18 protein-coding genes and 1 pseudogene are annotated in these 23259 nt (G+C 59.6%); 12 read left to right on the top strand and 7 right to left on the bottom strand.

The window, feature by feature from the left end; translation table 11 throughout:
* Positions 1-230 precede the first annotated feature (230 nt).
* The 5 genes and pseudogenes from IT540_RS19860 to IT540_RS19840 all read right to left on the bottom strand — a co-directional run bounded on the left by IT540_RS19860 (position 231) and on the right by IT540_RS19840 (position 3741).
* The gene (locus tag IT540_RS19860; protein ID WP_291181610.1) at positions 231-857 is read right to left on the bottom strand and encodes a hypothetical protein; all 627 of its coding nucleotides are present in this window, start codon (positions 855-857) and stop codon (positions 231-233) included.
* A 52-nt stretch (positions 858-909) separates the two neighbouring features.
* A complete protein-coding gene (locus IT540_RS19855) occupies positions 910-1119 on the bottom strand; it encodes a 2TM domain-containing protein (RefSeq protein WP_291181609.1) in 210 nt (69 codons plus the stop codon).
* An 84-nt stretch (positions 1120-1203) separates the two neighbouring features.
* Positions 1204-2307 (bottom strand): SMP-30/gluconolactonase/LRE family protein, encoded by a 1104-nt coding sequence (locus IT540_RS19850; protein WP_291181608.1) that lies wholly within the window; start codon positions 2305-2307, stop codon positions 1204-1206.
* 317 nt (positions 2308-2624) lie between these two features.
* Positions 2625-2909 (bottom strand): annotated as a pseudogene (locus tag IT540_RS19845) (SDR family NAD(P)-dependent oxidoreductase); the annotation flags it as partial.
* Between the two features lie 145 nt (positions 2910-3054).
* Positions 3055-3741, bottom strand: a complete 687-nt coding sequence (locus IT540_RS19840; RefSeq protein WP_291181607.1) for a haloacid dehalogenase type II — start codon at positions 3739-3741, stop codon at positions 3055-3057.
* Positions 3742-4257: 516 nt separating this feature from the next.
* Here IT540_RS19840 and IT540_RS19835 point away from each other — a divergent pair.
* From IT540_RS19835 to glcF, 3 genes are read left to right on the top strand one after another with little or no spacing between them, the layout of a single operon-like run.
* Positions 4258-5715: an FAD-linked oxidase C-terminal domain-containing protein gene (locus IT540_RS19835; protein WP_291181606.1), complete on the top strand. Its 1458-nt coding sequence runs from the start codon at positions 4258-4260 to the stop codon at positions 5713-5715.
* Positions 5706-6863, top strand: a complete 1158-nt coding sequence (locus tag IT540_RS19830) for an FAD-binding protein (RefSeq protein ID WP_291181605.1) — start codon at positions 5706-5708, stop codon at positions 6861-6863. The genes IT540_RS19835 and IT540_RS19830 overlap by 10 nt, the downstream gene beginning before the upstream one ends.
* Position 6864: 1 nt before the next feature.
* Positions 6865-8196 carry a glycolate oxidase subunit GlcF gene (glcF, locus tag IT540_RS19825; protein WP_291181604.1) on the top strand — a complete coding sequence of 444 codons (1332 nt, stop codon included), beginning with the start codon at positions 6865-6867 and terminating at the stop codon, positions 8194-8196.
* A gap of 91 nt (positions 8197-8287) precedes the next feature.
* Here glcF and bhcR read toward each other — a convergent pair whose 3' ends face one another.
* Positions 8288-9094 (bottom strand): HTH-type transcriptional regulator BhcR, encoded by an 807-nt coding sequence (bhcR, locus tag IT540_RS19820; protein ID WP_291181603.1) that lies wholly within the window; start codon positions 9092-9094, stop codon positions 8288-8290.
* A 191-nt stretch (positions 9095-9285) separates the two neighbouring features.
* Between bhcR and bhcA the strand changes: the two genes are divergently transcribed.
* The 5 genes from bhcA to IT540_RS19795 all read left to right on the top strand — a co-directional run bounded on the left by bhcA (position 9286) and on the right by IT540_RS19795 (position 16119).
* Positions 9286-10476 (top strand): L-aspartate--glyoxylate aminotransferase BhcA, encoded by a 1191-nt coding sequence (gene bhcA, locus IT540_RS19815; RefSeq protein ID WP_291181602.1) that lies wholly within the window; start codon positions 9286-9288, stop codon positions 10474-10476.
* A gap of 2 nt (positions 10477-10478) precedes the next feature.
* Positions 10479-11453 carry a beta-hydroxyaspartate dehydratase BhcB gene (gene bhcB, locus IT540_RS19810; RefSeq protein WP_291181617.1) on the top strand — a complete coding sequence of 325 codons (975 nt, stop codon included), beginning with the start codon at positions 10479-10481 and terminating at the stop codon, positions 11451-11453.
* Positions 11450-12610, top strand: a complete 1161-nt coding sequence (gene bhcC, locus IT540_RS19805) for a 3-hydroxy-D-aspartate aldolase BhcC (protein ID WP_291181601.1) — start codon at positions 11450-11452, stop codon at positions 12608-12610. Before bhcB ends, bhcC begins: the two co-directional genes overlap by 4 nt.
* 46 nt (positions 12611-12656) lie before the next feature.
* Complete coding sequence (gene bhcD, locus IT540_RS19800) at positions 12657-13622, top strand: iminosuccinate reductase BhcD (RefSeq protein WP_291181600.1); 966 nt, start codon at positions 12657-12659, stop codon at positions 13620-13622.
* A gap of 223 nt (positions 13623-13845) precedes the next feature.
* Entirely contained in the window at positions 13846-16119 is a 2274-nt protein-coding gene (locus IT540_RS19795) for an NADP-dependent malic enzyme (protein ID WP_291181599.1), read from the top strand.
* A 245-nt stretch (positions 16120-16364) separates the two neighbouring features.
* On the opposite strand, the gene IT540_RS19790 is transcribed toward IT540_RS19795, so the two are convergent.
* Positions 16365-18074, bottom strand: coding sequence for a sigma-54-dependent Fis family transcriptional regulator (locus tag IT540_RS19790; protein ID WP_291181598.1), 1710 nt, complete (start codon positions 18072-18074; stop codon positions 16365-16367).
* Positions 18075-18550: 476 nt separating this feature from the next.
* Between IT540_RS19790 and IT540_RS19785 the strand changes: the two genes are divergently transcribed.
* The 4 genes from IT540_RS19785 to IT540_RS19770 all read left to right on the top strand — a co-directional run.
* Positions 18551-19270, top strand: a complete 720-nt coding sequence (locus tag IT540_RS19785) for an MIP/aquaporin family protein (protein WP_291181597.1) — start codon at positions 18551-18553, stop codon at positions 19268-19270.
* 207 nt (positions 19271-19477) lie between these two features.
* Positions 19478-21001, top strand: a complete 1524-nt coding sequence (locus IT540_RS19780) for an aldehyde dehydrogenase family protein (protein WP_291181596.1) — start codon at positions 19478-19480, stop codon at positions 20999-21001.
* Between the two features lie 407 nt (positions 21002-21408).
* Complete coding sequence (locus IT540_RS19775) at positions 21409-21834, top strand: Rieske (2Fe-2S) protein (protein ID WP_291181595.1); 426 nt, start codon at positions 21409-21411, stop codon at positions 21832-21834.
* 53 nt (positions 21835-21887) lie between these two features.
* Positions 21888-23259 (top strand): PQQ-binding-like beta-propeller repeat protein (locus IT540_RS19770; protein WP_291181594.1); only part of this gene is annotated, 1372 nt, incomplete at its 3' end.

Genomic DNA, 23259 nt, shown 5'->3' with positions numbered 1-23259 from the left:
TGCGGGCACCAACTTAATCACCGTCACGACCATGCGGAGTCAGCCGGGTCCCATTTGCGGAAATCCAGTCCCAACGATTGGCGATCCGGATGCCATCGCTGATCACGTCTGTTATTTGGGCACGACCCGTCGAAAGTTCGGATGGTCAGGCGCGCGCTCATGACCCTTAGCCAACATTGACCGAAGCGTTGGAGGCGAAATCCGCTTGGAGAGACCAAGCTGGCCGCTGTTCACTTGGATTTCCATAGGCGGATCGTTGCGATTGAAGCTTGAGTGTATCCGGCGGGATCCGTGTCGCCACCAAAGCGGGCTTTGCTGGTGATCGTATTTGTCGTCAAGAGCCCGCCGACATACGTGGTCGGCAGTCCGCTCAGGATGAGCTGACAGCGGACCGGAAACAGGCCGGTGTCGGGGAAGTCGATCCCGACCGCGAGGCACTCGCCGTTCCCCCGAAAGGAAATCGAGCCCAACTCGATTTCAGCGTAGAAGTTCTGTCGGGCTGGTTCGCTCGTCGCGCCAAAGCAGCCGCGCAGCTCAGCTGCGCGCTTGCGTTTCGTGTCGGCGACTTTGCCGTCGGGTTGTAATTCAAGGCTCCAGAACGAGAAGAATCGCTCGGCATCCGTTGGAAACGGCTCGAACCCGGTCCTGCCCGAGGAGCACCAGCCCGCGACGGGTTCATGCGGCTCCCTGATGCTGCGAAGAATGTAGATTTCCTCCAGCGCTTCCTTTGAAGCAGGCGCGGCGTTGCCGGAAGGCGTCGTGCCGGCGAACAGCAGCGTGACAACGGTCGCGATTGCAGCCGCCACGATCGAACCGAGGCAACCCGACAGCATCGGCCGACCGATCTTCCAGTTCATGACACCTCCGTGCATGCCACCGATTTGCCGGCATGCGGTCGGGTGCGCCGCATCAGGTGGTCTCGCTCTTGTGGGCTCCAGGACCCAGGACAAAGAACCAATGGCAGAAGAGACCGACGCCCCAGCCAAGCAGCACCCACAGGCTCCAATAGGGCGAGCCGGTCAATAGATTGATGACAAGCAGCACCACGATGGTGAGGACGAAAACGATCGCATGGATGCGGAAGCCAAGCTTCTGCTCCGACGGAGTGAGGTGTTTCATGACACGCTCCGAAGCCCGCTGGGTTGGCGACATCTTGGCGGCGGAGCCGGGCCAGTTCCGCCGTTCACGTCTTCATTATACACATCATCTTGGCAGCCAGCCGATCCCATGCGCATGAAGACTATGAATGTAGAGGCGATCGGCGGTCTCGGTGGCGCCCGTTGCCTCGGGATAGGCGCCGCTCGGATCCTGCAGATCGTCGACGACGCGGCCGTCCTCGTCGATGGCAAAGACGTGCCCATACGACTCGCCAAGCGGCAGAAGGAAGCGCGGCAGCCTCAGCAGAACCTTTCGCAGGAACGGCCTCTCGGCAAGGCTGTCCGCCGCCGGGTTGCGCGGCTTGAAGAGCCCGACCCAGATGCGCCCATCGCGTCCGCGCATCAGATTGTCCGGGTAGCCCGGCAGGTTATCCAGAAGCACCCTGGCCTGCGTCGATCCGCTTTGCACGTCGAGATCGTTGGCCCGGCCGTCGATCTTCCAAAGGCGATAGCGGCCCGTCTCGGTCACGAAGAGAGACTGGCCGTCGGATGACACGGCGATCCCGTTGGGGAAGGACAAGCCATGGGCGACGATGCGGGTGTCTCCGCTCGCCGGGTCATGGGCAAGCACCCGACCGCTTGCGGATTGCTCGATGATGTCGAGCACGCTCGCCGGGTACGTGCCGCCCCAATCCGCGGGAGCGAAACGCGTGGACGCGTCCGTGAAATAGATCGTCCCGTCCGGCGCCACGACGACACCGTCGGCATAGCGGATCGGATCACCGGGGCTCGTGCGGTCGGCCAGCACGGTCACGCGCCGATCCGCGGTAATGGCCAGCAAGCCTTTCACGGCGTCCGCGGCAATCATGCGCCCTCGGGCGTCGAAGTCGAAGCCGAGCACACGCCCACCCGTATTCACGAACACCTCCTGGTTCGTGCCAGCCGGTTCCATGCGTATCAGGTTGCCGCTGTGCATGGCGGCGTAGAGCTTTCCGTCCGGGCCAATCGCGATGTGCTCGGGACCGATCTCGCTCCCGGTATCGATCATGTGCAGTCCAGACAAGCGGGTGTTCGGTGCGAAGGCGCCGACGTAGCCCGGCGGCTTTTGCGCCGGCCACGACACGGGCTCTGCAGGAACGGGCCAGAGACTGAGATAGGCCGCGGCTGCCGCCAACACGAGCGCTGCAATACCGGCCGCCCTGAGACTCATGAAACGCCCCCAAGCGTAAAATATCTTCCAAAGATAGCACTGCGTCGAGCGGCCAGCGCAAAGTTCCGTTGGCCATCAGCGATCTGACTGGCAACTCAAAAAAAGCCTTGCCCGTCCTCGTCGCGCCTGTACCAGATCAAATTTGCCCTATAGCCGATGAGGTTACGACCGCTCATGGCCCATCGCAGCGAGCACGCTTTGGCAGTGGCGTCCCAGAAGCGGATATCGCCCCGCCCGAAGCAGCGCTTCGATGCATCCAAACACTACGTCCGGTTGGGGGTGAAGAGCGCATGTTATTGCGATATGCGAATAAAGCCCACCACGCGCATACTCTTTGGCGTCACTTCCTTCGACAGGCTCTTGCTGTAAGTCGTCAGCGCGGCCTTCGCCGCGGCATAGGCCGTGGTCGATTCCGGCAGGGGCAGCTCGTGCTGGATCGACGTCACATGGATCACGACGCCAGCGCCCCGTTTTACCATCGCCGGCACCAGCGCGCGGTCCAAGCGGACCGCCGGCAGGAGGTTGAGGTTCAATTCCTTGACCCATTCGGCATCATCAAGCGCCGCACAGCCGCCGCCTGGTGCGCTCAACCCACCCAGCACACGTTGTGCGCCGTGCGGTGCATTTCCATAGGTGCACGACGCGGGAATCAGCCAGGCATTTGAGGCCTAAGGTCTTAGGAGGCTGCCACCTGAAAAAGTATCGCTTCGACTCGCTTGCTTTGCGACGGTCTTACTGTTTCGCGTGTCACTCTGGCCTTCCACGGTTTCCGACGGCGTAAGTTGCTACATTGTCCATCGTCGTACCGACAGCGTGAGGCTTGATTCCAAGACGTTCGATGGGTCGGTTGGCCCGGTTGAGCCAGAATGTATGATAGCCGAACCATGCGGCCCCGCTTACGTCCCAACCGTTCGATGATACGAACAGAATGTCGCCAGCCGGTATGCCGAATGCCTTAGGGCCGAGGTCGTAAGCTTCCGATGCCGTCTTGAACTTTCTCACAGCATCGACGCTCAGAATCTTATCGAGATAGTTTCCGAGGCCCGAAGCAGCGAGTGCTGTTTCCAGCATTTTTTGCGTCCCGTTGGAGAGGATCCCGAGCGGCAATCCTGCCGATCGCATCCGCTCAAGCGCAGGCATATTTTCCGGAAAGGCTTGCAGGCGCTCATACTCGGCCATGAGGCGTGCGCGATCATCCTCCGTCAGCGGCAGCCCCAAGTCCTCACAGCAGAACACTAGCGCATCCGACGTGACCTGCCAGAAATCGGCGTAGCGATTACACAGTGTGCGCAAGCGGGTGTACTCGATCTGTTTGTCCCGCCAGCAGGTGGCGAGCACGGGTCCGCGTCCCGGAAAAATGCTTTCGGCTGTGGACACGATCGAATACACATCGAACAACGTACCGTAGGCATCGAAGACGACGGCTTTCACCATAGGGTTGGTTCTCTCTCCGCAAATTGTCCGTGTGGAGGTCTGGTGGCTGTCCAGCCGGCCTGATCCAGCCGCTTTGACGGATTTGGAATCTCATTGACGAACATGCGCGTCTTGGCCGGTATCAAGCGTGCCAAGCGGCAGGAGCGCGTACACGCCAGCTTCCGATCTTATAGAATGGAGCCGGGTACTGGCTTTATTTGTGTTTCTCATCCAAGGCTGGACGAAGTTCTGAGCGGTTCACTTTTTCAGTGAGGAATCCGGTCCTCTCACTCGCCAACGTCCACTCTTCGGGCAACGCCCGCGATCGGGCACGCGCAGATTGCCGCCTTAGCTTGCGCGGATACGGACACGAAAGCAGTATCTTCCCTTTTGCCTGCCTCGTCGGCTTTGTGTTCCGAAATAGAACAGATCTTCTTGCCACTTACTACGTCTTTGGTTGGGTTTACGGGGATCTGTGCGAGGTGGAAAATTCGACATTCGCAAGTAGCGCCTTATGCCAATTGGAGGCCTGGATCAATGTCTACCATCGCGATGCCAACGCCCGATGAGGCGATCATCGCCCGAAAATCTGAGATCGTTGCGGCCCTTGCTGCCGCGCTACCTGCGGAAACGATCGTCTCTGATCCGGAGGAGACGCGCGCTTATGAGTGCGATGCCTTGACCGCCTACAGGTGTCCGCCGTTGGCCGTCGTGCTGCCACGCACGACCGAGGAGGTAGCGACTGCGATGCGGATATGTCATGGACTTCGCGTTCCGGTGATTCCACGGGGCGCGGGCACATCGCTTGCCGGCGGAGCGCTGCCAACCGCCGACAGCGTGGTCATCGGCACCATGCGCTTGCGCGAGTTCCTCGAAATCGACACTGCAAACCGCTACATCCGCGTGCAGACCGGCGTAACCAATCTTTCCGTGAGCGCTGAGCTGGAGTCGGAGGGCTTTTTTTACGCCCCCGACCCGTCGTCGCAACTCGCCTGCACCATTGCGGGCAATATCGGGATGAACTCGGGCGGTGCGCACTGTCTCAAATACGGAGTGACTGCCAACAATCTTCTCGGTGTACGCATGGTTCTCGCCACCGGTGAAATCGTTGAATTGGGCGGTCCGCTCCTGGGCGCTTCGGGACTGGATATTCTCAGCCTGATCTGCGGGTCGGAAGGGCAATTGGCGATCGTCACCGAGGCCACGCTGCGGATTGTCCCCAAGCCTGAAGGTGCGCGACCGATGCTGATTGGCTTCGACAGTGCCGAGACAGCGGGCGAATGTGTCGCCCGCATCATTCGCTCCGGGGTGCTTCCAGTGGCGATCGAATACATGGACGATGTGTGTCTGCGGGCGGTCGAGGCGTTCTCCAAGGCTGGGTACCCTGATTGCCCGGCCGTGCTGATCGTGGAGGTGGAAGGATCAGACCAAGAGATCGCCGATCAAATCGAGCGGATCCGCGCCGTTGCCGCCGAGCTCCACCCGATCGAGTTTCGCTGCAGCCGCAACGCTGACGAATCGCAGGCGATCTGGAAGGGGCGCAAGTCGGCCTTCGGAGCTATGGGCCGCCTTGGCGACTACCTCTGCCTTGATGGTACCGTGCCAGTCTCGAAGCTACCCTATGCACTTAAGCGGATCGGCGAGCTTTCCAAGAAAGCCGGTCTAGAAGTCGCCAATGTGTTCCATGCCGGTGACGGCAATATGCACCCGCTGATCCTGTTCAATGCCAACAGGCCTGGAGATCTGGAGAGGGCGGAGGCCCTGGGCAACGACATCCTGCGGCTTTGCGTCGACCTGGGGGGATGCCTATCGGGCGAGCATGGTGTAGGCGTCGAAAAGCGTGACCTGATGCCCACGCAGTTCGCACCGGACGACATGGCCATACAAATGGAGATCAAAGGTGCCTTCGATCGCGCATGGTTGCTCAATCCGGCAAAGGTCTTCCCGTTGGAGGCCAGCCGGCCACATCGCGAGGGAGCGGCGACATGCTCTTAAAGACTTGCGACGGCGGCAACGCATCGAATTTCACAGCGCCGGGTGACGAGTCGGAACTGGCGGCCTTTGTCGAAGAAAGCTACGCAAGGCGGCGAGCGCTGCACATCGCCGGAGGCGGAACGCGCGTCCGATGGGCCGAAGTGGGCGGCGATTTCCTGCTGACGGCGCGCGGACTTGGCGGAATCGTGACCTATGAGCCGGGCGAGCTGACGCTGATCGCTCGCGCTGGTACCCCCGTTGAGGAGATCGAACAGACGCTTGCAGCGCAGGGACAGGCGCTTGCCTTCGAACCCATGGATCATAGGCTGTTGCTTGGCTCGAGTGGCACGCCGACCATCGGTGGCGTGGTCTCGGCGAATGTCTGCGGTCCGCGTCGGGTACAGGCTGGCGCGTGCCGGGACTACATTCTCGGCGTGCGGTTCGTCGACGGTAAAGGGCGCATCATCAAAAACGGGGGGCGGGTGATGAAGAACGTCACTGGGCTTAACCTCGGAAGATTGCTCTGCGGTTCCTATGGGACGCTCGGCATATTATCGGAAGTGGCGCTTAAAACTCTGCCAATGGCGGAAAGCCAGCAGACACTGGCCTTTGGCGGCGTCTCGGCGGCGGAAGCGGTAGAGCTGTTTTCTGCTGCGCTGAGAACACCTTTCGAAGTCTCGGGAGCGGCGTTCCGTGGCGCAACCGCTTGGCTGAGAGTTGAGGGTTTTTCACGCCAGGTGGAGTATCGCCGGGAGCGCCTGATCACCTTGTTCCGCGACCGAAAGATCGACATTTACGGGGAAGAAGAGAGCCGCAGTTTGTGGCGTGGGCTGCGCGATCTGCACCACTTTGCCGGCACCTCAGATGCCGTTTGGCGCATCTTCGTCAAGCCAACCGATGCGCCGGCGGTGGTTGCCGCATTGCAGGCGCTTGGCGGCGATGCATCTCTCGACTGGGGAGGCGGGCTGATCTGGTATTGCGGCAGCGGCGATGCCGTTTCGGTGCGCAAGGCTGCGGAGGGCGGACAGGCGACGCTGGTCCGCGGGGGAGCATTGCCGGCCAGTCCTATCTTTCCGCCAGAACCAAAAGGAATAGCCTATCTTTCGGCGGCTCTGCGCAAGACATTTGATCCTGCGGGAATATTTAATCCCGGTCTGGTGGATGGCTGAGATGCAAACGAACTTCACCGAGGACCAACTTGCCGATCCTGCGACCCGACGTTCGAATGAGATTTTGCGCTCCTGCGTGCATTGCGGCTTTTGCACAGCGACATGCCCGACCTACAAAGTGCTGGGCGACGAACTCGACAGTCCGAGGGGCCGAATATATCTCATGAAGGACATGCTGGAGAACAGCAAGGTTCCCGATGAGAAGACCGTCAAACACATCGATCGGTGCTTGAGCTGCCTGAGCTGCATGACCACCTGCCCGTCGGGCGTGCACTACATGCATCTGGTCGACCATGCGCGCGAATACATAGAGCAGAACTACAAGCGCCGCTGGGACGAGCGAGCCTTGCGCTGGCTCCTGGCGCGGATCCTCCCCTATCCCGGCCGTTTCCGTGTGGCGTTGCTTGGCGCGAAGCTCGCTAAGCCTTTCCGTAAGCTCCTTCCTGACGCCCGCCTGCGTGCCATGCTGGAGATGGTGCCGGCGCGGCTTCCTGCTCCAAGCCCCAGCGACCACCCGCAGACCATCCCGGCCGAGAACGATCGCGTAAAGCGCGTTGCGCTCTTGACGGGCTGCGCTCAGCGCGCGCTGAACACAGACATCAATGATGCCACTATTCGGCTTTTGCGGCGACACGGCTGCGAGGTGGTCATCGCTAAGGGCATTGGCTGTTGCGGAGCTTTGACTCACCATATGGGCAAGACTCGCGAGAGCCATCAGATGGCGGCGATCAATGTTCGCGCGCTAACGGCCGAAATTGACGCCGGCGGACTTGATGCGGTGGTGATCAACACCTCAGGCTGCGGGACCACAGTCAAGGACTACGGCCACATGTTCCGAAACGATGCTCTGGCGGAAGATGCCGGCCGCGTGGCGGCCCTGGCGAAGGATATTACCGAAGTTTTGAGCGACCTTGGCCTCAAGGATGCTTCGCATGCCGAGCCGCTGCGGGTGGCGTATCATGCCGCGTGCTCGCTTCAGCATGGTCAGCAGGTTCGAAGCGCGCCGAAGGACTTGCTCAAGGCGGCCGGTTTTGTGGTTGTCGAGCCGCGAGACAGCCACATCTGCTGCGGCTCAGCCGGTACCTACAATCTCTTGCAGCCGGCAATCTCGGTCGAGCTCAAGGCTCGCAAGGTAGCTACGTTGGAAGCGATCCGGCCGCAGGTAATTTGTACTGGCAACATCGGCTGCATGATGCAGATAGGCTCGGGAACGGGGATTCCGGTCGTTCATACGGTCGAGTTGCTGGATTGGGCAACCGGTGGGCCGCGGCCATCTAGTCTCGGGCAAGTCGCTAGCGCTGAGTCTCCGAGGGCGCAGCTGGTAAGCGCTTAGGGACGAGAATTTTTTGCTCGACAGGCTGTCGAGGCAGAAGCAGCCGTCGTTCGGCTGTGATCTTCGTGTGGGTCTGCTGCCGGGATCCAAGTCACCTTGCGCCGAGACGCCGTGATACCTCTGCGGCGGCCTCGACGACCCACCTACCTATTTCACGAACCTTTCCGTCTGGCATTCTGATTGTCGGCCCGGAGATTGAAACCCCCGCCACCGCTTCGCCATAGCTGTTGCGAATCGACGCTGCCACGCAGCGCATTCCGATGGTCCGCTCCTCATCGTCGAGAGAGTAGCCTCTTTGCCGAGTCCGCTTTACTGCTTCGCGCAATTGCTCGGCACTGGCGATCGTTCTGTCTGTAAATCGGTTGAACTTGGCTGTCTTGATAAACGCCTCAAGCCGGTCGTCGTCGAAGGTGCTCAACAGCGCTTTGCCGATGCCGGACGCGTGCAAAGGTGACCTTGTGCCTGGTGGAAAAAATGCTCGGATCGTTTCATGAGTCTCTACTTGGCTGATGAACAGCACGTCCCCATCGCGCTGGATGCCGAGATTGGACGTCTCGCCAGTCCTGACCATAAGATCTCTCATGATCGAGCGGCTGCGCTCGACGATGTTGATGCGCCTTAGAAAGGCTGACCCCAATCTGAATGCTTCAGCTCCGATAAACCACTGCTGGCTCTCAGGAGTGCATTCGGCATAGTGCCGCTGCTCGAGCGTGGTCAACACTCGGTGCATGGTCGCTGGCGATTGTCTCAGATGGCTCGATAGCTCCGTAAGCGTGATGCCTTCGCGGGCGGCTAGAGCTTCAAGCACGTCAAGCGCGCGATCGAGGGACTGAATGTTTGCGATCTGCGTGGATTTCAGGCCTCTCGGCCGGCCGCGGCGACGCGCCTGCTGCTGCATCGACATCTCTCATCTAGTGCTTTGGTCGAAGACACATACGCGCAAATATTTTTCTGCACAATGAAAAAATACAACAGATTGATTGTAAATGTCTATCTATATTTATGGCACAAAATGAAAAAGCATTTCAAAAAACGTTACTGATTATGCGGTTCGTGGTAGTTGTCCTTCAAAACGAGGAGCAGCGCCACATGAGCACTCAGAACCCGGTTTTCATACCGGGCCCGACCAACATTCCTGAAGTGCTCCGTAGGGCGGTGGACATGCCCACCATCGACCACCGTAGTCCGCTTTTCGGCAAGATCCTGCACCCCGCGCTGGCGGGAGTGAAGAAGGTGCTGAAGGCAACGCAGGCGCAGGTGTTTGTCTTTCCTTCCACGGGCACGGGCGGTTGGGAAACGGCCATCACGAATGTGCTCTCGCCGGGGGACAAGGTACTGGCTACGCGCAACGGCATGTTCAGCCATCGCTGGATCGATATGTGTCAGCGCCATGGTCTCGACGTCACTGTCGTGAAGCAGGACTGGGGTGATGGAGTCCCCGCGCACCGGTTCGAAGAGGTTCTGACGGCGGACAGGGAGCACCAGATCGAGGCTGTTCTTGCCACGCACAACGAGACCGCGACCGGGGTGCGGTCTGACATAGCGGCGGTGCGGCAGGCCCTTGATACGGCAAAGCACCCGGCATTGCTGTTCGTTGACGGGGTCAGCTCGATCGGGTCGATGGACTTCCGTATGGATGAATGGGGCGTAGATGTCGCCGTTGCTGGCAGCCAGAAGGGCTTCATGTTGCCACCTGGACTTGCCATCGTCGGCTTCTCGCCTCGCGCGGTGGCGGCTGCGGAGACGGCCACATTGCCGCGAACGTTCTTCGACATTCGAGATATGGCCAAGAGCTACGCCAGCGGCGGCTTTCCGTATACGCCGCCCGTTGGCCTGTTGAACGGGCTGAGGCTTGCGACGGAGATGCTGCTTGAAGAGGGTCTCGAGAACGTCTTCTCGCGTCATCATCGGATAGCAGAAGGCGTCCGCAAGGCTGTTGCAGCCTGGGGCTTACAACTGTGCGCGGTCCGACCCGAGCTCTACTCGGACACGGTCAGCGCCATACGCGTGCCCCCGGGATTCGATGCCAACAAGGTTGTCGCCCAAGCACTCAACCCATACGGCGTCGCCTTTGGTACCGGGCTTGGCGACGTCGCCGGCAAGGTCTTCCGGATCGGTCACTTGGGGAGTCTCACCGACGTGATGGCTCTGTCCGGGATTGCCGCGGCGGAGATGGCGATGGTCGATCTTGGCATTCCTGTGAAGTTGGGTTCCGGTGTGGCCGCCGCACAAGAACACTATCGCCTGAGCGTCGGGGCCGTTCAGAAGAAGGCGGCATGATGATGGACGGTTGCATTCATATTCCGACGCTTCAGGACATGCTGGCGGCGCGCCAACGGATCATGCGCTATGTCCACTGTACGCCGGTGCAGACCTCGCGGACGCTGAATGCTCTGACTGGAGCGCAGTTGTTCTTCAAGTGCGAGAACTTTCAGAAGGCTGGCGCATTTAAGGCGCGTGGTGCTTCGAATGCTGTTCTCGGACTTTCGCAAAGGCAGGCGCAGAACGGCGTTGCAACCCATTCAAGTGGCAATCATGGAACCTGTCTAACCTATGCTGCGGGGCGGCGTGGCATTCCCTGCACCGTCGTGATGCCGCGCACCGCACCCCAGGTGAAGAAGGATGCCGTCAGGGGCTACGGCGGACGCGTGGTGGAATGCGAGCCTTCGACATCCAGTCGGGAGGCGGTGTTCGCCGAAGTCGTTGCTGAGACAGGGGCCGAATTCGTTCACCCCTACAACGATCATCGCGTGATAGCCGGTCAAGGGACGTGCTCGGCTGAATTGATCGAGCAGGTGGACGGTCTCGACGCTGTGGTGGCCCCCATAGGCGGAGGTGGAATGATCTCCGGCACCTGCCTGACGCTTTCAAACCTCGCACCACATCTCAAGATCTACGCGGCCGAACCCGAACAGGCCGATGACGCATATCGTAGCTTCAACGCCGGGTACATCATCGCCGACGACGCGCCAAATACTGTCGCCGATGGGCTCAAGGTGCCTCTGAAGGAGCTGACTTGGCACTTTGTGAGCACCTACGTGACAGACATCCTGACGGCTTCCGAAGAGGAGATCGTCGACGCGATGAAGCTGATCTGGAAACGCATGAAGATCGTTGTCGAGGCTTCCAGCGCTGTGCCGTTGGCCGTGATTCTCAGAAACCCCAGAGTTTTTGCCGGTAAGCGAGTCGGAATCATCATCACTGGGGGCAATGTCGATGTCGACAAGCTGCCTTGGACACGAGGAGAGCTTCAATGAATGCACTCACGAGTCTTGCCCGCCTTGAGGTTGGCTATGACGTTCCCGCGCTGCCGGGTATGGATGAGGCAAATATTCAAACACCTTGTCTAATCCTCGACTTGGATGCGCTGGAGCGAAACATCAAGAAGATGGGTGAATATGCAAATGCGCATGGGATGCGTCATCGCGCGCACGGCAAGATGCATAAATCCGTCGACGTGCTGAAGCTACAGATGAAATTCGGCGCCGTAGGCGTCTGTTGCCAGAAGGTCTCTGAGGCTGAGGTGTTCGTCCGCGCTGGAATCCACGATGTTCTTGTCTCCAATCAGGTGCGCGATCCGGTCAAGATCGACCGGCTCGCCCGGTTGCCCATGCTGGGCGCTCGCGTGATCGTCTGCGTCGACGATTTAGCCAATGTGGCCGACCTATCCGCGGCGGCGCAGAAGCATAGCACCACTATCGAGTGCCTCGTCGAGATCGATTGCGGTGCTGGGCGCTGCGGCGTGAGGAGATCTGAAGAGGTGCTTGAGATCGCCAAAGCCATCGACGCGGAAGCGGGCCTGAAGTTCACCGGTATACAAGCCTATCAAGGTGCGATGCAGCACATCGAGAGCTATGAGCAGCGTAAAGCTAAACTCGACGTGGCCATTGCGCAGGTGGCCGACGCCGTCAGCGCGTTGAAAGCGATTGGCCTTGAAGCGGAGCTGGTATCGGGTGGCGGCACGGGATCGTACTATTTCGAGTCGAATTCGGGAGTCTACAACGAGCTTCAGTGCGGCTCTTATGCCTTTATGGATGCCGATTACGGCCGTATCCGTGACAGGGACGGCAAGCGCATAGACCAGGGTGAATGGCAGAATGCTCTCTTCATCCTGACATCCGTGATGAGTCACGCCAAGCCGCATCTGGCGGTTGTCGATGCCGGCCTCAAGGCACAATCCGTCGATAGCGGGCTGCCTTTCGTCTATGGGCGCGATGGCGTGAAATACATCAAGTGCTCGGATGAACACGGTGTTATCGAAGATCCGAATGGCGTCCTCAAGATCAATGAAAAGCTCCGATTGGTGCCGGGCCACTGCGATCCGACTTGCAATGTCCATGATTGGTACGTCGGCGTGCGCAACGGAAAGGTTGAGACCCTTTGGCCGATTTCCGCGCGCGGCAAAGCATACTGAAAAATAGCGGAAGCGTCCTGGGCGCCATCCTAGGGGAGGAAAGTTCATGATCATCGTGCCCGAACGCGCGATCGCCGGGCTGATTTCGGCTGCCGACTGCTTTGCCGCCGTCGAGCAAGTTTTCGCGTCGATGGCGAAGAAATCCGCCTACAACTTTCCTGTCATCCGCGAAGCCATCGGCCACGCCAACGCTTTGTATGGATTCAAGTCCGGCTTTGATCGCGAGAGCCTAGCGCTTGGTCTCAAGTCGGGCGGCTTCTGGCCGAACAATGCTGCAATGGGGCTCACGAACCATCAGTCTACGATTTTTCTGTTCGATGCTGACACTGGCCGCTGCCGTGCGGTGGTGGGGGGAAATCTACTGACCGCGCTGCGCACGGCTGCGGCCTCGGCCATCTCGATTAAGTACTTGGCACGGCCTGACGCACAGGTCATCGGAATGATCGGCGCCGGCCATCAGTCAGCCTTCCAGCTAAGGGCGGCGCTGGACCAACGGCCCTTCGAGAGAGTGTTGGGCTGGAACCGCCGTCCCGAAGCATTGATACGCCTTGAGGCGGTGGCTGCCGAAAGAGGCATTCCTTTCGAATCCGTCGGTCTCGACCGGCTTGGTGCAGAGGCCGACGTCATCATTACGATTACCTCCTCCTTCGCGCCGATCCTCAAAGCAGTACAAGTTCGTCCAGGGACGCATTTGGCCTGCATGGGAACGGACACCAAGGGCAAACAAGAGGTCGAGGCTGAGCTCGTCGCCAACGCGACGGTGTTTACCGATGAGATAGCGCAATCAATATCGATCGGTGAAGCACAACACGCAGTTGAAAATGGTCTGCTTGCTGTTGATGACATCATCGAAATAGGCGCAGTCATTGGTCCCAGCCATTGGGGACGCAGCACACCCGATGAGATCACCTTGTTCGATGGCACCGGCGTCGGCCTTCAGGATCTCGCCGTTGCGTGTGCCGCAGTAGATTTGGCGATCGCCAAAGGTGTGGCCATCGAAGTGGAGTTCTAGGCGGGCGCTTTGCGGCTAGGTCGCTGCTGAGACATGGCAATGCTGCAAGCGTTTGGTGATCTGCGCCGTCGATCAGAAGTGCTGATCATACGCGAATCGGGTCTCCGCGGTTTGGTCTCCGTCAGGTGGTCAGAATTTCTTTCGGGGTAGCAATGGATAGGGGTTTGCCAGCTGTTTTCCGACAGAGCGCCTCTCACTGGCCAAGGCGAATGGGGGAATTATCATGGCGCAGGACAGTAGTGACGCCAAGCGCCAGGAGGCGCTTGACTACCACGAGTTTCCCAAGCCGGGGAAGCTGGAGATTCGCGCGACGAAGCCAATGGCAACGGGACGTGATCTCTCAAATGCGTATTCTCCCGGTGTTGCGGAAGCTTGCCTTCAAATCGAAAGCGACACCGGCAACGCAGTCCGGTTCACTGCGAAGGGAAATTTGGTCGCGGTCATCTCGAACGGGACTGCGGTGCTTGGGCTCGGGAATATTGGGGCGCAGGCCTCGAAGCCTGTGATGGAAGGCAAGGCAGTTCTCTTTAAGAAGTTCGCGGGTGTGGATTGCTTCGACATCGAAGTCAACGAGAGTGACCCCAAAAAGCTTGCGGAGATCGTGTGTAAACTGGAACCAACCTTCGGCGCTGTGAACCTGGAGGACATAAAGGCGCCCGACTGCTTCATCGTGGAACGGTTGTGCCGGGAGAGGATGAGGATTCCAGTATTCCACGATGACCAGCACGGGACCGCAATCGTCGCCTCGGCCGCCGTGCTCAACGCTCTCCATATTTCGGGCAAGAAGATAGAGGATGTGCGGGTGACTGCTGTCGGTGCCGGTGCGGCAGGCATCGCGTGTTTGAAGATGCTTGTCGTCATGGGGCTTCGCCGCGAGAACATCATGCTACTCGATATCGACGGGGTGGTTCACAGCGGCCGAAACAACTTGAGCTTTGAACAGCGCGAATTTGCCCGCGATACAAGCGCGAGAACGCTTGCTGATGCGATCGTGGGGGCCGATCTGGTCCTCGGCCTCTCCGGGCCTGGTGTCCTGAAGAAGGACATGGTGGCCCGCATGGCGGAGAACCCGATCGTCTTCGCACTCGCCAACCCCAAACCCGAAATCATGCCCGAGGAGGTACGTGAGGTCGCACCCCGGGCGTTAATTGCGACGGGCCGCTCGGACTATCCCAATCAGGTCAACAACGTCCTGTGTTTTCCCTTTATCTTCCGGGGCGCGCTGGATGTGGGGGCGACGGAGATCAACGATGCCATGAAGCTCGCTTGCGTCGAGGCTATTGCCGCATTGGCGCGCGCCCCGATTTCCGCTGAGGTTGAGGAAGTCTATCAGGGCGAACGTTTGACCTTCGGACCCAACTATCTGATCCCGAAACCGTTTGATCCGCGCCTGCTGCCCACCATCGCCCATGCGGTCGCCAAGGCAGCTACAGACTCGGGGGTTGCGACGCGCAATCTCGACTTGGACGCCTATCAATCTGCGCTGAACGCAAAAGTCTTCAGGTCCCACACGATCATGCGATGTGTGTTCGATGCTGCAAGGGCGTCGGAGCGTCGGATTGTCTTTGCCGAGGGCGAGGATGAGCGCGTGTTGCGCGCAATCCGGGCGATCACCGAGGAACTCCATACTACACCGATCCTATTGGGGCGGGCAGATGTGATCGAAGCGCGCATCGAGCGCGAGGGGCTTAGTCTTTGCCGTGGCAAGGACTTCGAGGTCGTAGATCCTCAGGACGACCCGCGCTATCGTGACTACTGGACGACCTATCATCGCCTCTTGCGGCGCAAGGGTGTGACGCCCGATCTCGCAAGAACCGTACTACGCACCAACACGACAGCGATTGCAGCCTTGATGGTCCAGCGTGGTGAGGCGGATAGCATGATCTGCGGAACCTTTGGTCAATACGGGTGGCACCTCAACCATGTGACGCAAATCCTCGCGGCGTCGGGGGCAACGCCGATCGGCGCTCTCTCGCTTATGATCCTGGATGATGGACCGTTGTTCCTCGCCGACACGCATGTGCATCGCTTTCCTTCCCCTCGGGAAATCGCAGGCATCACGATCGCTGCCGCCCGTCACGTCAGGCGTTTCGGAGTGGAGCCAAAAATTGCACTGATCTCGGATTCGGAGTTTGGCAACCTCAATACAAGTTCGGGTCAGACCATGCGTGCAGCAATCGATCTTCTCGATGCCGGGGATCAATCCTTCACCTATGAGGGGGAAATGCATGTGAACGCTGCCCTCGATGTCCAGTACCGGGAGCGCATCTATCCCGATGGACGCTTATCGGGCAAAGCCAACGTGCTTGTGTTCTCTAACGCTGAGACTGCGGGCGTCACCAGAAACGTTCTGCGGACGATCGCCAAGGCAACGGAGGTGGGACCAATTCTGATGGGCTTGAGTAACCAGGTGCATATCGTGACGCCGTCAATTTCCGTGAGAGGGTTGCTCAATGTTGCGGCACTGGCGCGCTCGCAGGTGTCGACCTACGCTTGATTGAGCGACAGGTGTAGGCGAGCGTTTTGCTGGCGAAGCCGAGAAGGCATGCTTTGGCGCAAGGTGGGAAGAATAGGCCGGATATCATCGCGCGCGCTGCCTCCTGATGTGTCATCGACGGACCCCGAAGATCCATGGGTCCGCGCGGGAAACGGCAGCAATATCGGGAGATGTCAGCGTGGGGGAGATCTGGATCCTATGTACAATGCTTGAGATGACTGAACGGACCAGATGCTGCTCGGCAACTACTCGCCCTTAGATTGGATCAATCGTCGATAAAATGTGCCGCGGCTGATTCCGAGGCTTTTTGCTGCGCGAGAGACGTTGCCACCGTGCTGGTCGAGCACGTCTTTGAGAATCGCAGTGGTTTTGGCCTGGAGACGTTGTGCGTTAGTTGCGTTGGCCTCTGGCGCAGCATCTCGGATCTCCTGCGGGAGGGCGGAGGGCGGAATGTCGACCATCGGCTCAGCCAGTGCGAATAGTGTTCGCAGCACTCCAACGAGCTGTCGATAATTGCCGGGCCAATCGTACCGAGCCAATAGCTGGACGGTCGCTGAAGCAAGTGTGTATCGTTGGTCGCCCGAGGTGGTCTGGAGCCAGAGTTCCTTTAAAAGAAGGTCGAGGTCGACGTGCTCTCGCAGGGGCTTGAGGCGTAAGTGGAACTGGGAAATCCGGTAATAGAGATCTTGCCTGAAACGTTTCGCTGCGACCATGTCCTCGAGCTTGAGATGGCTCGCGCAGATAAGCATAAAATCTACCGGTACCGGTTTGGAGCCGCCAAGCGGCACGACCTCACGTTCCTGCAATACGCGCAGTAGGCGAGCCTGCGCGGGAAGCGGCATGTCTCCGATCTCGTCGAGCAGTAGCACCCCACCGTCTGCCTCGCGCACCAAGCCCTTCGAGCCGCTTTTTCGCGCGCCGGTGAACGCCCCTTCGAGGTAGCCGAACAGCTCCGCTTCGATCAGCGATTCCGGCAGTCCTGCGCAGTTAACGGCCACGAACGGATGCGTGGCACGCGACGAGAGCGCATGAAGGTGGCGGGCGAACACCTCCTTGCCGCAGCCGGTCTCGCCGGACAGGACGATCGGTACCCCGCACTCCATGACTCGGAGCGCTCGTTCGATGTTGGTGCGCATAGCGACATCATAGATCGGCCTCGTAAGTGTGACCCGTTTTAGCTCAGGCGGGCTGGGCACGGACCGCGCAAGGGTTCTGGTATCGGGCTTTGCGCTGTGGAGCAGGCGTCCATCCGAACTCCGGAGCTGATCAAGATGTCTTGCCGGGTCCTCATGAGAACCGGCATCGAACAGCTCGCCGAAGCTGCGTTGGCCAAGGGCCTTCCAGTCCAGATTCAAAACAGCGAGGCCATAACGGTTTGCCGCGACCAAACGGGAGCCATCGAAGACCAGCACGCCCTCCTTCGGCGTTCCGAGCAACTCCCGCTCCGTGTGTAGCCTAACGACCTGATACCGTGTGAAAGCGCCGGCGAACTGCCGGTGTTCTATCTGGTCGATGGCAAGCTCAACTAGACCAAGCGCATAGGCTGAGGCCATCGAGCTCGGGACCGAGAGGTTGAGCACGCCCGCGACCGAGCCGAACGGCGTCATGATCGGGGCCGCGGCGCAATCAAGGAAGCGATTTGGCTGAAGAAAGTGTTCGGCCCCTCGCACTATGAGAGGCTTCAGCTCCATCAGCACAGCTCCGATGCCGTTGGTTCCGCGCAACCGTTCGTTCCACGACCAGCCAGGGCACAGTTCGACCTCTAAGACGCGTCGCGAGAAATCCTCTGCTCCGACAGAATCCAACACTAAGCCTGAGGGATCAGCGACAATAGCAACTCCGTCGCCGCCAGCGGCAGCTCGACGCAATGTCTCTAGTTCGGGTCGACAGCACCGATAAACCGCCTCGTTCTGCTCGATGCGAAGCTTCAGCTCATATGAGCTGAGCCGGTCCACGGACGGATCGGAGTCGCTGGAGAGACCATAAGATTCGCAGCGGCGCCAAGACCTCAGGATATGCTCTGGTCGGGGCGTACCTCGAGCGTGCGCAGTTCGATGGACTTGCCGTCCCATGAGCGGCATTCCCTCTCATTTGGCGTTTCCCGAAAAACAGTTTTACGATGGAACAACGTTTTTCGCAGTTGTTCTGCGTTAGAGCGATCTTTGCATGAGTGTCCGCGGACGTCCAGCAGTCAGACCGTGCTGCCGACTATTTGACCTACTTCAGTACATCCTGATTTTACAACTCTTTCTCCGCTGTGATGGCGCGAGAGCGCGATGCTGTGCTGCAACATGGCACGCCGGTTGCTGATTAGCGGCAGGTTTATTCGCGCATGCCGGCATTTCTGACGCCAAATCAGCGCGCATCAGACCCGAGAATAACAAATCACCGTTCGCCGACCGGGCGAACGTATTGCAGGGGAGCAAACGCGATGGGAGCCCATTTCTGGGGTGAATTTTTCGGAACTATGCTGCTGATACTGCTAGGCAATGGTGTCGTAGCGAACGTTTTGCTTACGCAGTCCAAAGGAAACGGCGGCGGCTGGATAGTTATTTCGGCCGGCTGGGCGTTCGCGGTCCTCTCCGGCGTCATGGTCGCCGTAGCCATAGGTTCCAACGGTCACATCAATCCCGCGGTGACGCTCGCATTTGCATACTCGTCGGGTGTGTGGACTACCGTTCCATCTTATATCGTGGCCCAATTCGCAGGGGGATTCGTAGGCGCAGTTTTAGTCTGGATCGCCTATCTGCCGCACTGGGCCAAAACCGAAGATCCCGGGCTCAAGTTTGCTTGCTTCTCAACGAGTCCGGCGATCCGAGACACGAAATCCAATTTCGCCACTGAGGTGATCGCCACTTTTGTTCTGCTTTTCGTGGTCATCGCGATTTTCTCGAAGGCCGTTGGGGCATCCGGCGTGCTCGCGCCGCTGATGGTCGCCTTCCTCGTCTGGGGTATCGGCCTCTCACTAGGTGGACCCACGGGCTACGCCATAAATCCCGCGCGCGATCTGGCGCCTCGCGTCGCCCACGCTTTGTTGCCGATCGCTGGGAAGGGCTCGTCTGACTGGGGGTACTCCTGGGTACCCGTCGTCGGCCCTATCACCGGCGCCCTGCTTGCAATCGTTGTCGCTTGGGTCGCTGGCCTAGGCTGACACGCGCCAGGCTTGTTTGCGGGCCTCTACCCAATCCGAAAATAAATAGTCGGGCCACTAGAGAGAGCATCGAGAACGAAAAGTCAGCACGCATTCAAAAGAAACGACGAGGCAAAGTGATTCAACTTGAGGACACGAATGCGCAGCCTTCTAAAAGCAAAGTTGTGCTGAACGGGAACTAAAACACCAACGAAAGGGAGAAAACCTATGAATGTACGCGTCGATATCCCCTCAATTAAGCCATTGATCAGCGACAAGCTGGCGAAATGGCTGGCAACGCCACGTCCTATGCTCATCGACGGCAAATGGACGCCGGCTCAGTCTGGCAAAACTTTCGCTGTTCACGATCCTGCAACCGGAGAAAAGATCTCGGACGGGGCCGAGGGTGACGCCGCTGACCTCGCACTTGCTGTCAGGGCTGCGCGCAGGGCCTTCGAGAGCGGACCGTGGCCATCGATGACACCGTCCGAACGCGGCAGGATCATCCACAGGCTCGGTGATCTTGTGCTTGAGCATGCGGACGAGCTCGCGACGCTCGAGGCGATTGACAATGGCAAGCCAAAGCATGTGGCTCGCGCGGCCGATGTCACGCTCTCGGCCGACATGTTCCACTACATGTCCGGCTGGGCAACTAAGATCGAGGGCAAGACAATATCGATCTCAGGGCTCGCCGCGCCCGGGATCGATTTCTTCTCCGCCACGCGCCCCGAGCCGATCGGCGTCGTCGGACAGATCATTCCGTGGAACTTTCCGCTCCTCATGGCGGCGTGGAAGCTTGGGCCGGCGCTTGCCACGGGCTGCACGATCGTACTCAAGGTGGCGGAGGAGACGCCGTTGTCTGCACTCCGTCTCGGCGAGCTCGTGCTCGAGGCCGGCATCCCCCCAGGCGTTGTTAACATCGTTCCGGGTTTCGGCGAAACGGCCGGTGCAGCGCTTGCCGCCCATCCGGACGTCGACAAAGTGGCGTTCACCGGCTCCACTGAGGTTGGTCGCTTGATTGTCAAGGCCTCGGCCGGGAACCTTAAGAAGGTGTCGCTGGAGCTCGGCGGAAAATCGCCAAATATCGTTCTTGCCGACGCTGACTTGGGCCTTGCCATCCAGGGTGCGACTGCCGCCGTGTTCTTCAACCACGGCCAGTGCTGCAACGCGGGATCGCGCTTGTTTGTTCATAGGTCGATCTTCAACCGCGTGGTGGAAGGAGTCGCCGCGGAGGCGGCCAAGATCAAGCTCGGCCATGGACTCGACCCCACGACCGAGATGGGACCGCTGGTTTCCCAGGTGCAGTACAATCGGGTGACCGGCTTGCTGGCTTCGGGCCATGAACAGGGAGCGAAAGCGATCTGCGGCGGCTCCGGGGCGGGCGGCAATGGCTATTTTGTGCCGCCGACCATCTTCACGAACACCAACCCGTCGATGCGCGTCGTCTCCGAGGAGATCTTCGGGCCAGTGCTTGTCGCCGCGCCGTTCGACGAGGTTGACGACGCGCTGATCGCCGAAGCCAACAACTCGATCTATGGGCTGGCGGCTGGCGTCTGGTCGACCAATACGGCCAAGGCCCAGGCGATCGCACATCGTCTCCGGGCTGGCACCGTGTGGGTGAACTGCTACCACATCTTCGACGCTGCGCTGCCGTTTGGCGGATACAAGCAATCCGGCTGGGGCCGTGAAATGGGGCAAGCGGTCCTGTCCAACTATCTCGAGACCAAAGCGATCACGACACGTCTCGGCTGACACCAGAGGGCTTGCGCCGGGAGACTGGGCAAGCCCACCGCGTCAGACACTATGAGCCACATCATCTGATCTCTCCGCGCGGATGGCGATGCCATGGGCCGTCTAAGGGATTTGCTGGCTTTTTCGTGCCGCTGGCCTTTCAGCGGAGAAGACGTCGCATGCAAGGCGACTGAAGCGCATGGCGTGCCAGATGCAAACTGAGGAGTAACATGTCTAACGATACACGAGGCGGCCGTGCGGCCGGCAAAGTGGATGAAGATGCGTTCGACGTTGGTCGCCGCAACGTGATTCAGGGGCTTGCGGTTTCCGGGTGCTGTCTTGCTGCTGCTGGCCTCCTGGGGAATTCGCCTGCTCTCGCGCAGAACAGGCGCTTTCCACGTCCGGAGCCCGGACAACGTTTCGCGCACATGACCGGCGACAAGGAAGGACAGACTGTCGTTCCGGACGATGTGCAGATCGGCCAGCCGCCGCTCCTCGTCTATCCCATGGACCCAAAAACACAGGATGTCTTCGGGTCACGCGCAAATCTGCTCATCCTCATGCGCGTGCCTGAGACCGATCTGGATCCACCCACGAAGCCGCACTCTGCCGACGGCATCGTGGCGTACTCGGGGATCTGCACGCATGAAGGCTGTCCGATCTCCGGTCAGCACGAAAACCCACGCATGGCGCTCTGCAACTGCCACGGCTCGACGTTCGATCTTGGCAACAACGGGACCGTGGTCCACGGCCCAGCGACTCGCAGGCTTGCCATGCTGCCGGTGACCATCACCGACGGAACGTTGGTGGTAGCGGGGCGGCTCAATGGACCGATTGGGCCGCCCACATCGTGAGCAACACGACTATCGTCTCACGCAATTGAAACTTCATAACTGGGAGAACGTCCATGAAACTACGAACATCCATTGCAGCTCTTGCACTGGTGGCCACACCGGCCTCCGTGCAATCCGCTGAGTACAAGTTGCCGGAGTATAAGTCCGTCACTGAGGATCGGATGAAAAATCCGGAACCAGAAAACTGGCTCTTGACGAAGGGCAACTACGAGGGTTGGAGCTATACGCCGCTCGATCAGATTACGACTGAAAACGTGTCCAAGCTGAGACCCGTTTGGTCCGCGGCCACGGGCGTGAACTCGGGCCACGAGGCCCCCGCCATCGTCAACGGCGATTACATGTTCGTGGCAACGCCGCACAACAACGTGTTGGCCTTCGATGCGAAGACCGGCCGGTTTCTGTGGCGCTTCGTACGCGAGGTGCCGGAAGGCATGGGCGCCTTGAACCGGACCAATCGCGGCGTGGCGCTTTGGGGTGACAAGGTCTACGTCGGCAGCGTCGACTGCGTCCTGACCGCCATCGACGCCAAGACCGGCGAGAAAGTCTGGGAGGCACAGGTCTGCGATTGGGAGACCAAGAGTGCTTACATCACGTCGGCGCCGCTTGCGGTGAAGGGCAAGATCATCATCGGTCCGTCCGGCGGTGAGTTCGGTGTGCGTGGCTACATCAAGGCTTTCGACGCCGAGACCGGCAAGGAAGCCTGGACGACCTACTCCGTTCCCGGCCCCGGCGAGCCGGGCCATGAAACCTGGCCGCAGGATGGCAGGTGGAAAGATGCCTGGAAGAACGGCGGCGGCACCATGTGGATGCCGGGCAACTACGATGCGAAGAACGACGTGATCTACTGGGGTGTTGGAAACGGCGCGCCATGGATCGCCGATCAGCGTCCGGGTGACAATCTGTACCTGGCTTCAGCCCTCGCCATCAATCCGGATGACGGGAAGATCATCAGTCATTTCCAGTACCACTGGAACGACGGCTGGGACTGGGCAGCCATGAACGCGCCAACGCTTGTCGAATTCAATAAGGACGGTAAGAAGGTCCCAGGCCTGATAAGTGCGCAGCGTAACGGCGTGCTCTACTGGCTGGAGCGTGACGAAAAGGGCAAGATCACGTTCGACAAGGCTGAGAAGTACGTGCACAACAACGTCTTCAAGTCTATCGATCCAAAGACCGGCCGCCCGACCTACAACGAGGACGCCATCCCTCGGACTGGCAAGGCGGCGACCTATTGCCCGACCCTCTGGGGCGGCAAGGACTGGCCGTATGAGGCCTACAGCCCGAAAAGCGGGATGCTCTACATTCCCTTCAACGACAATCACTGCAGCACGCTGACCGGTATCGTCCAGCCGATCACGCCCGGCGTGTGGTCTGCCGGTGTGGACATCAACGCTCTTCACATCAAGCTCCTCGATGGCTGGGATC

This window comes from Hyphomicrobium sp., assembly GCF_020852195.1.
GTDB lineage: Bacteria > Pseudomonadota > Alphaproteobacteria > Rhizobiales > Hyphomicrobiaceae > Hyphomicrobium_C.
Note: the sequence above shows the minus strand (reverse complement) of the source record. Positions and strands in the feature narration are given on the sequence as shown.

What these genes read in the sequence shown, in the direction of transcription:
- IT540_RS19860 (WP_291181610.1), bottom strand. Translation starts at nt 857, where the DNA reads ATGAACTGGAAGATCGGTCGGCCGATGCTGTCGGGTTGCCTCGGTTCG.
- IT540_RS19855 (WP_291181609.1), bottom strand. Translation starts at nt 1,119, where the DNA reads ATGAAACACCTCACTCCGTCGGAGCAGAAGCTTGGCTTCCGCATCCAT.
- IT540_RS19850 (WP_291181608.1), bottom strand. Translation starts at nt 2,307, where the DNA reads ATGAGTCTCAGGGCGGCCGGTATTGCAGCGCTCGTGTTGGCGGCAGCC.
- IT540_RS19840 (WP_291181607.1), bottom strand. Translation starts at nt 3,741, where the DNA reads ATGGTGAAAGCCGTCGTCTTCGATGCCTACGGTACGTTGTTCGATGTG.
- IT540_RS19835 (WP_291181606.1), top strand. Translation starts at nt 4,258, where the DNA reads ATGTCTACCATCGCGATGCCAACGCCCGATGAGGCGATCATCGCCCGA.
- IT540_RS19830 (WP_291181605.1), top strand. Translation starts at nt 5,706, where the DNA reads ATGCTCTTAAAGACTTGCGACGGCGGCAACGCATCGAATTTCACAGCG.
- glcF (WP_291181604.1), top strand. Translation starts at nt 6,865, where the DNA reads ATGCAAACGAACTTCACCGAGGACCAACTTGCCGATCCTGCGACCCGA.
- bhcR (WP_291181603.1), bottom strand. Translation starts at nt 9,094, where the DNA reads ATGCAGCAGCAGGCGCGTCGCCGCGGCCGGCCGAGAGGCCTGAAATCC.
- bhcA (WP_291181602.1), top strand. Translation starts at nt 9,286, where the DNA reads ATGAGCACTCAGAACCCGGTTTTCATACCGGGCCCGACCAACATTCCT.
- bhcB (WP_291181617.1), top strand. Translation starts at nt 10,479, where the DNA reads ATGGACGGTTGCATTCATATTCCGACGCTTCAGGACATGCTGGCGGCG.
- bhcC (WP_291181601.1), top strand. Translation starts at nt 11,450, where the DNA reads ATGAATGCACTCACGAGTCTTGCCCGCCTTGAGGTTGGCTATGACGTT.
- bhcD (WP_291181600.1), top strand. Translation starts at nt 12,657, where the DNA reads ATGATCATCGTGCCCGAACGCGCGATCGCCGGGCTGATTTCGGCTGCC.
- IT540_RS19795 (WP_291181599.1), top strand. Translation starts at nt 13,846, where the DNA reads ATGGCGCAGGACAGTAGTGACGCCAAGCGCCAGGAGGCGCTTGACTAC.
- IT540_RS19785 (WP_291181597.1), top strand. Translation starts at nt 18,551, where the DNA reads ATGGGAGCCCATTTCTGGGGTGAATTTTTCGGAACTATGCTGCTGATA.
- IT540_RS19780 (WP_291181596.1), top strand. Translation starts at nt 19,478, where the DNA reads ATGAATGTACGCGTCGATATCCCCTCAATTAAGCCATTGATCAGCGAC.
- IT540_RS19775 (WP_291181595.1), top strand. Translation starts at nt 21,409, where the DNA reads ATGACCGGCGACAAGGAAGGACAGACTGTCGTTCCGGACGATGTGCAG.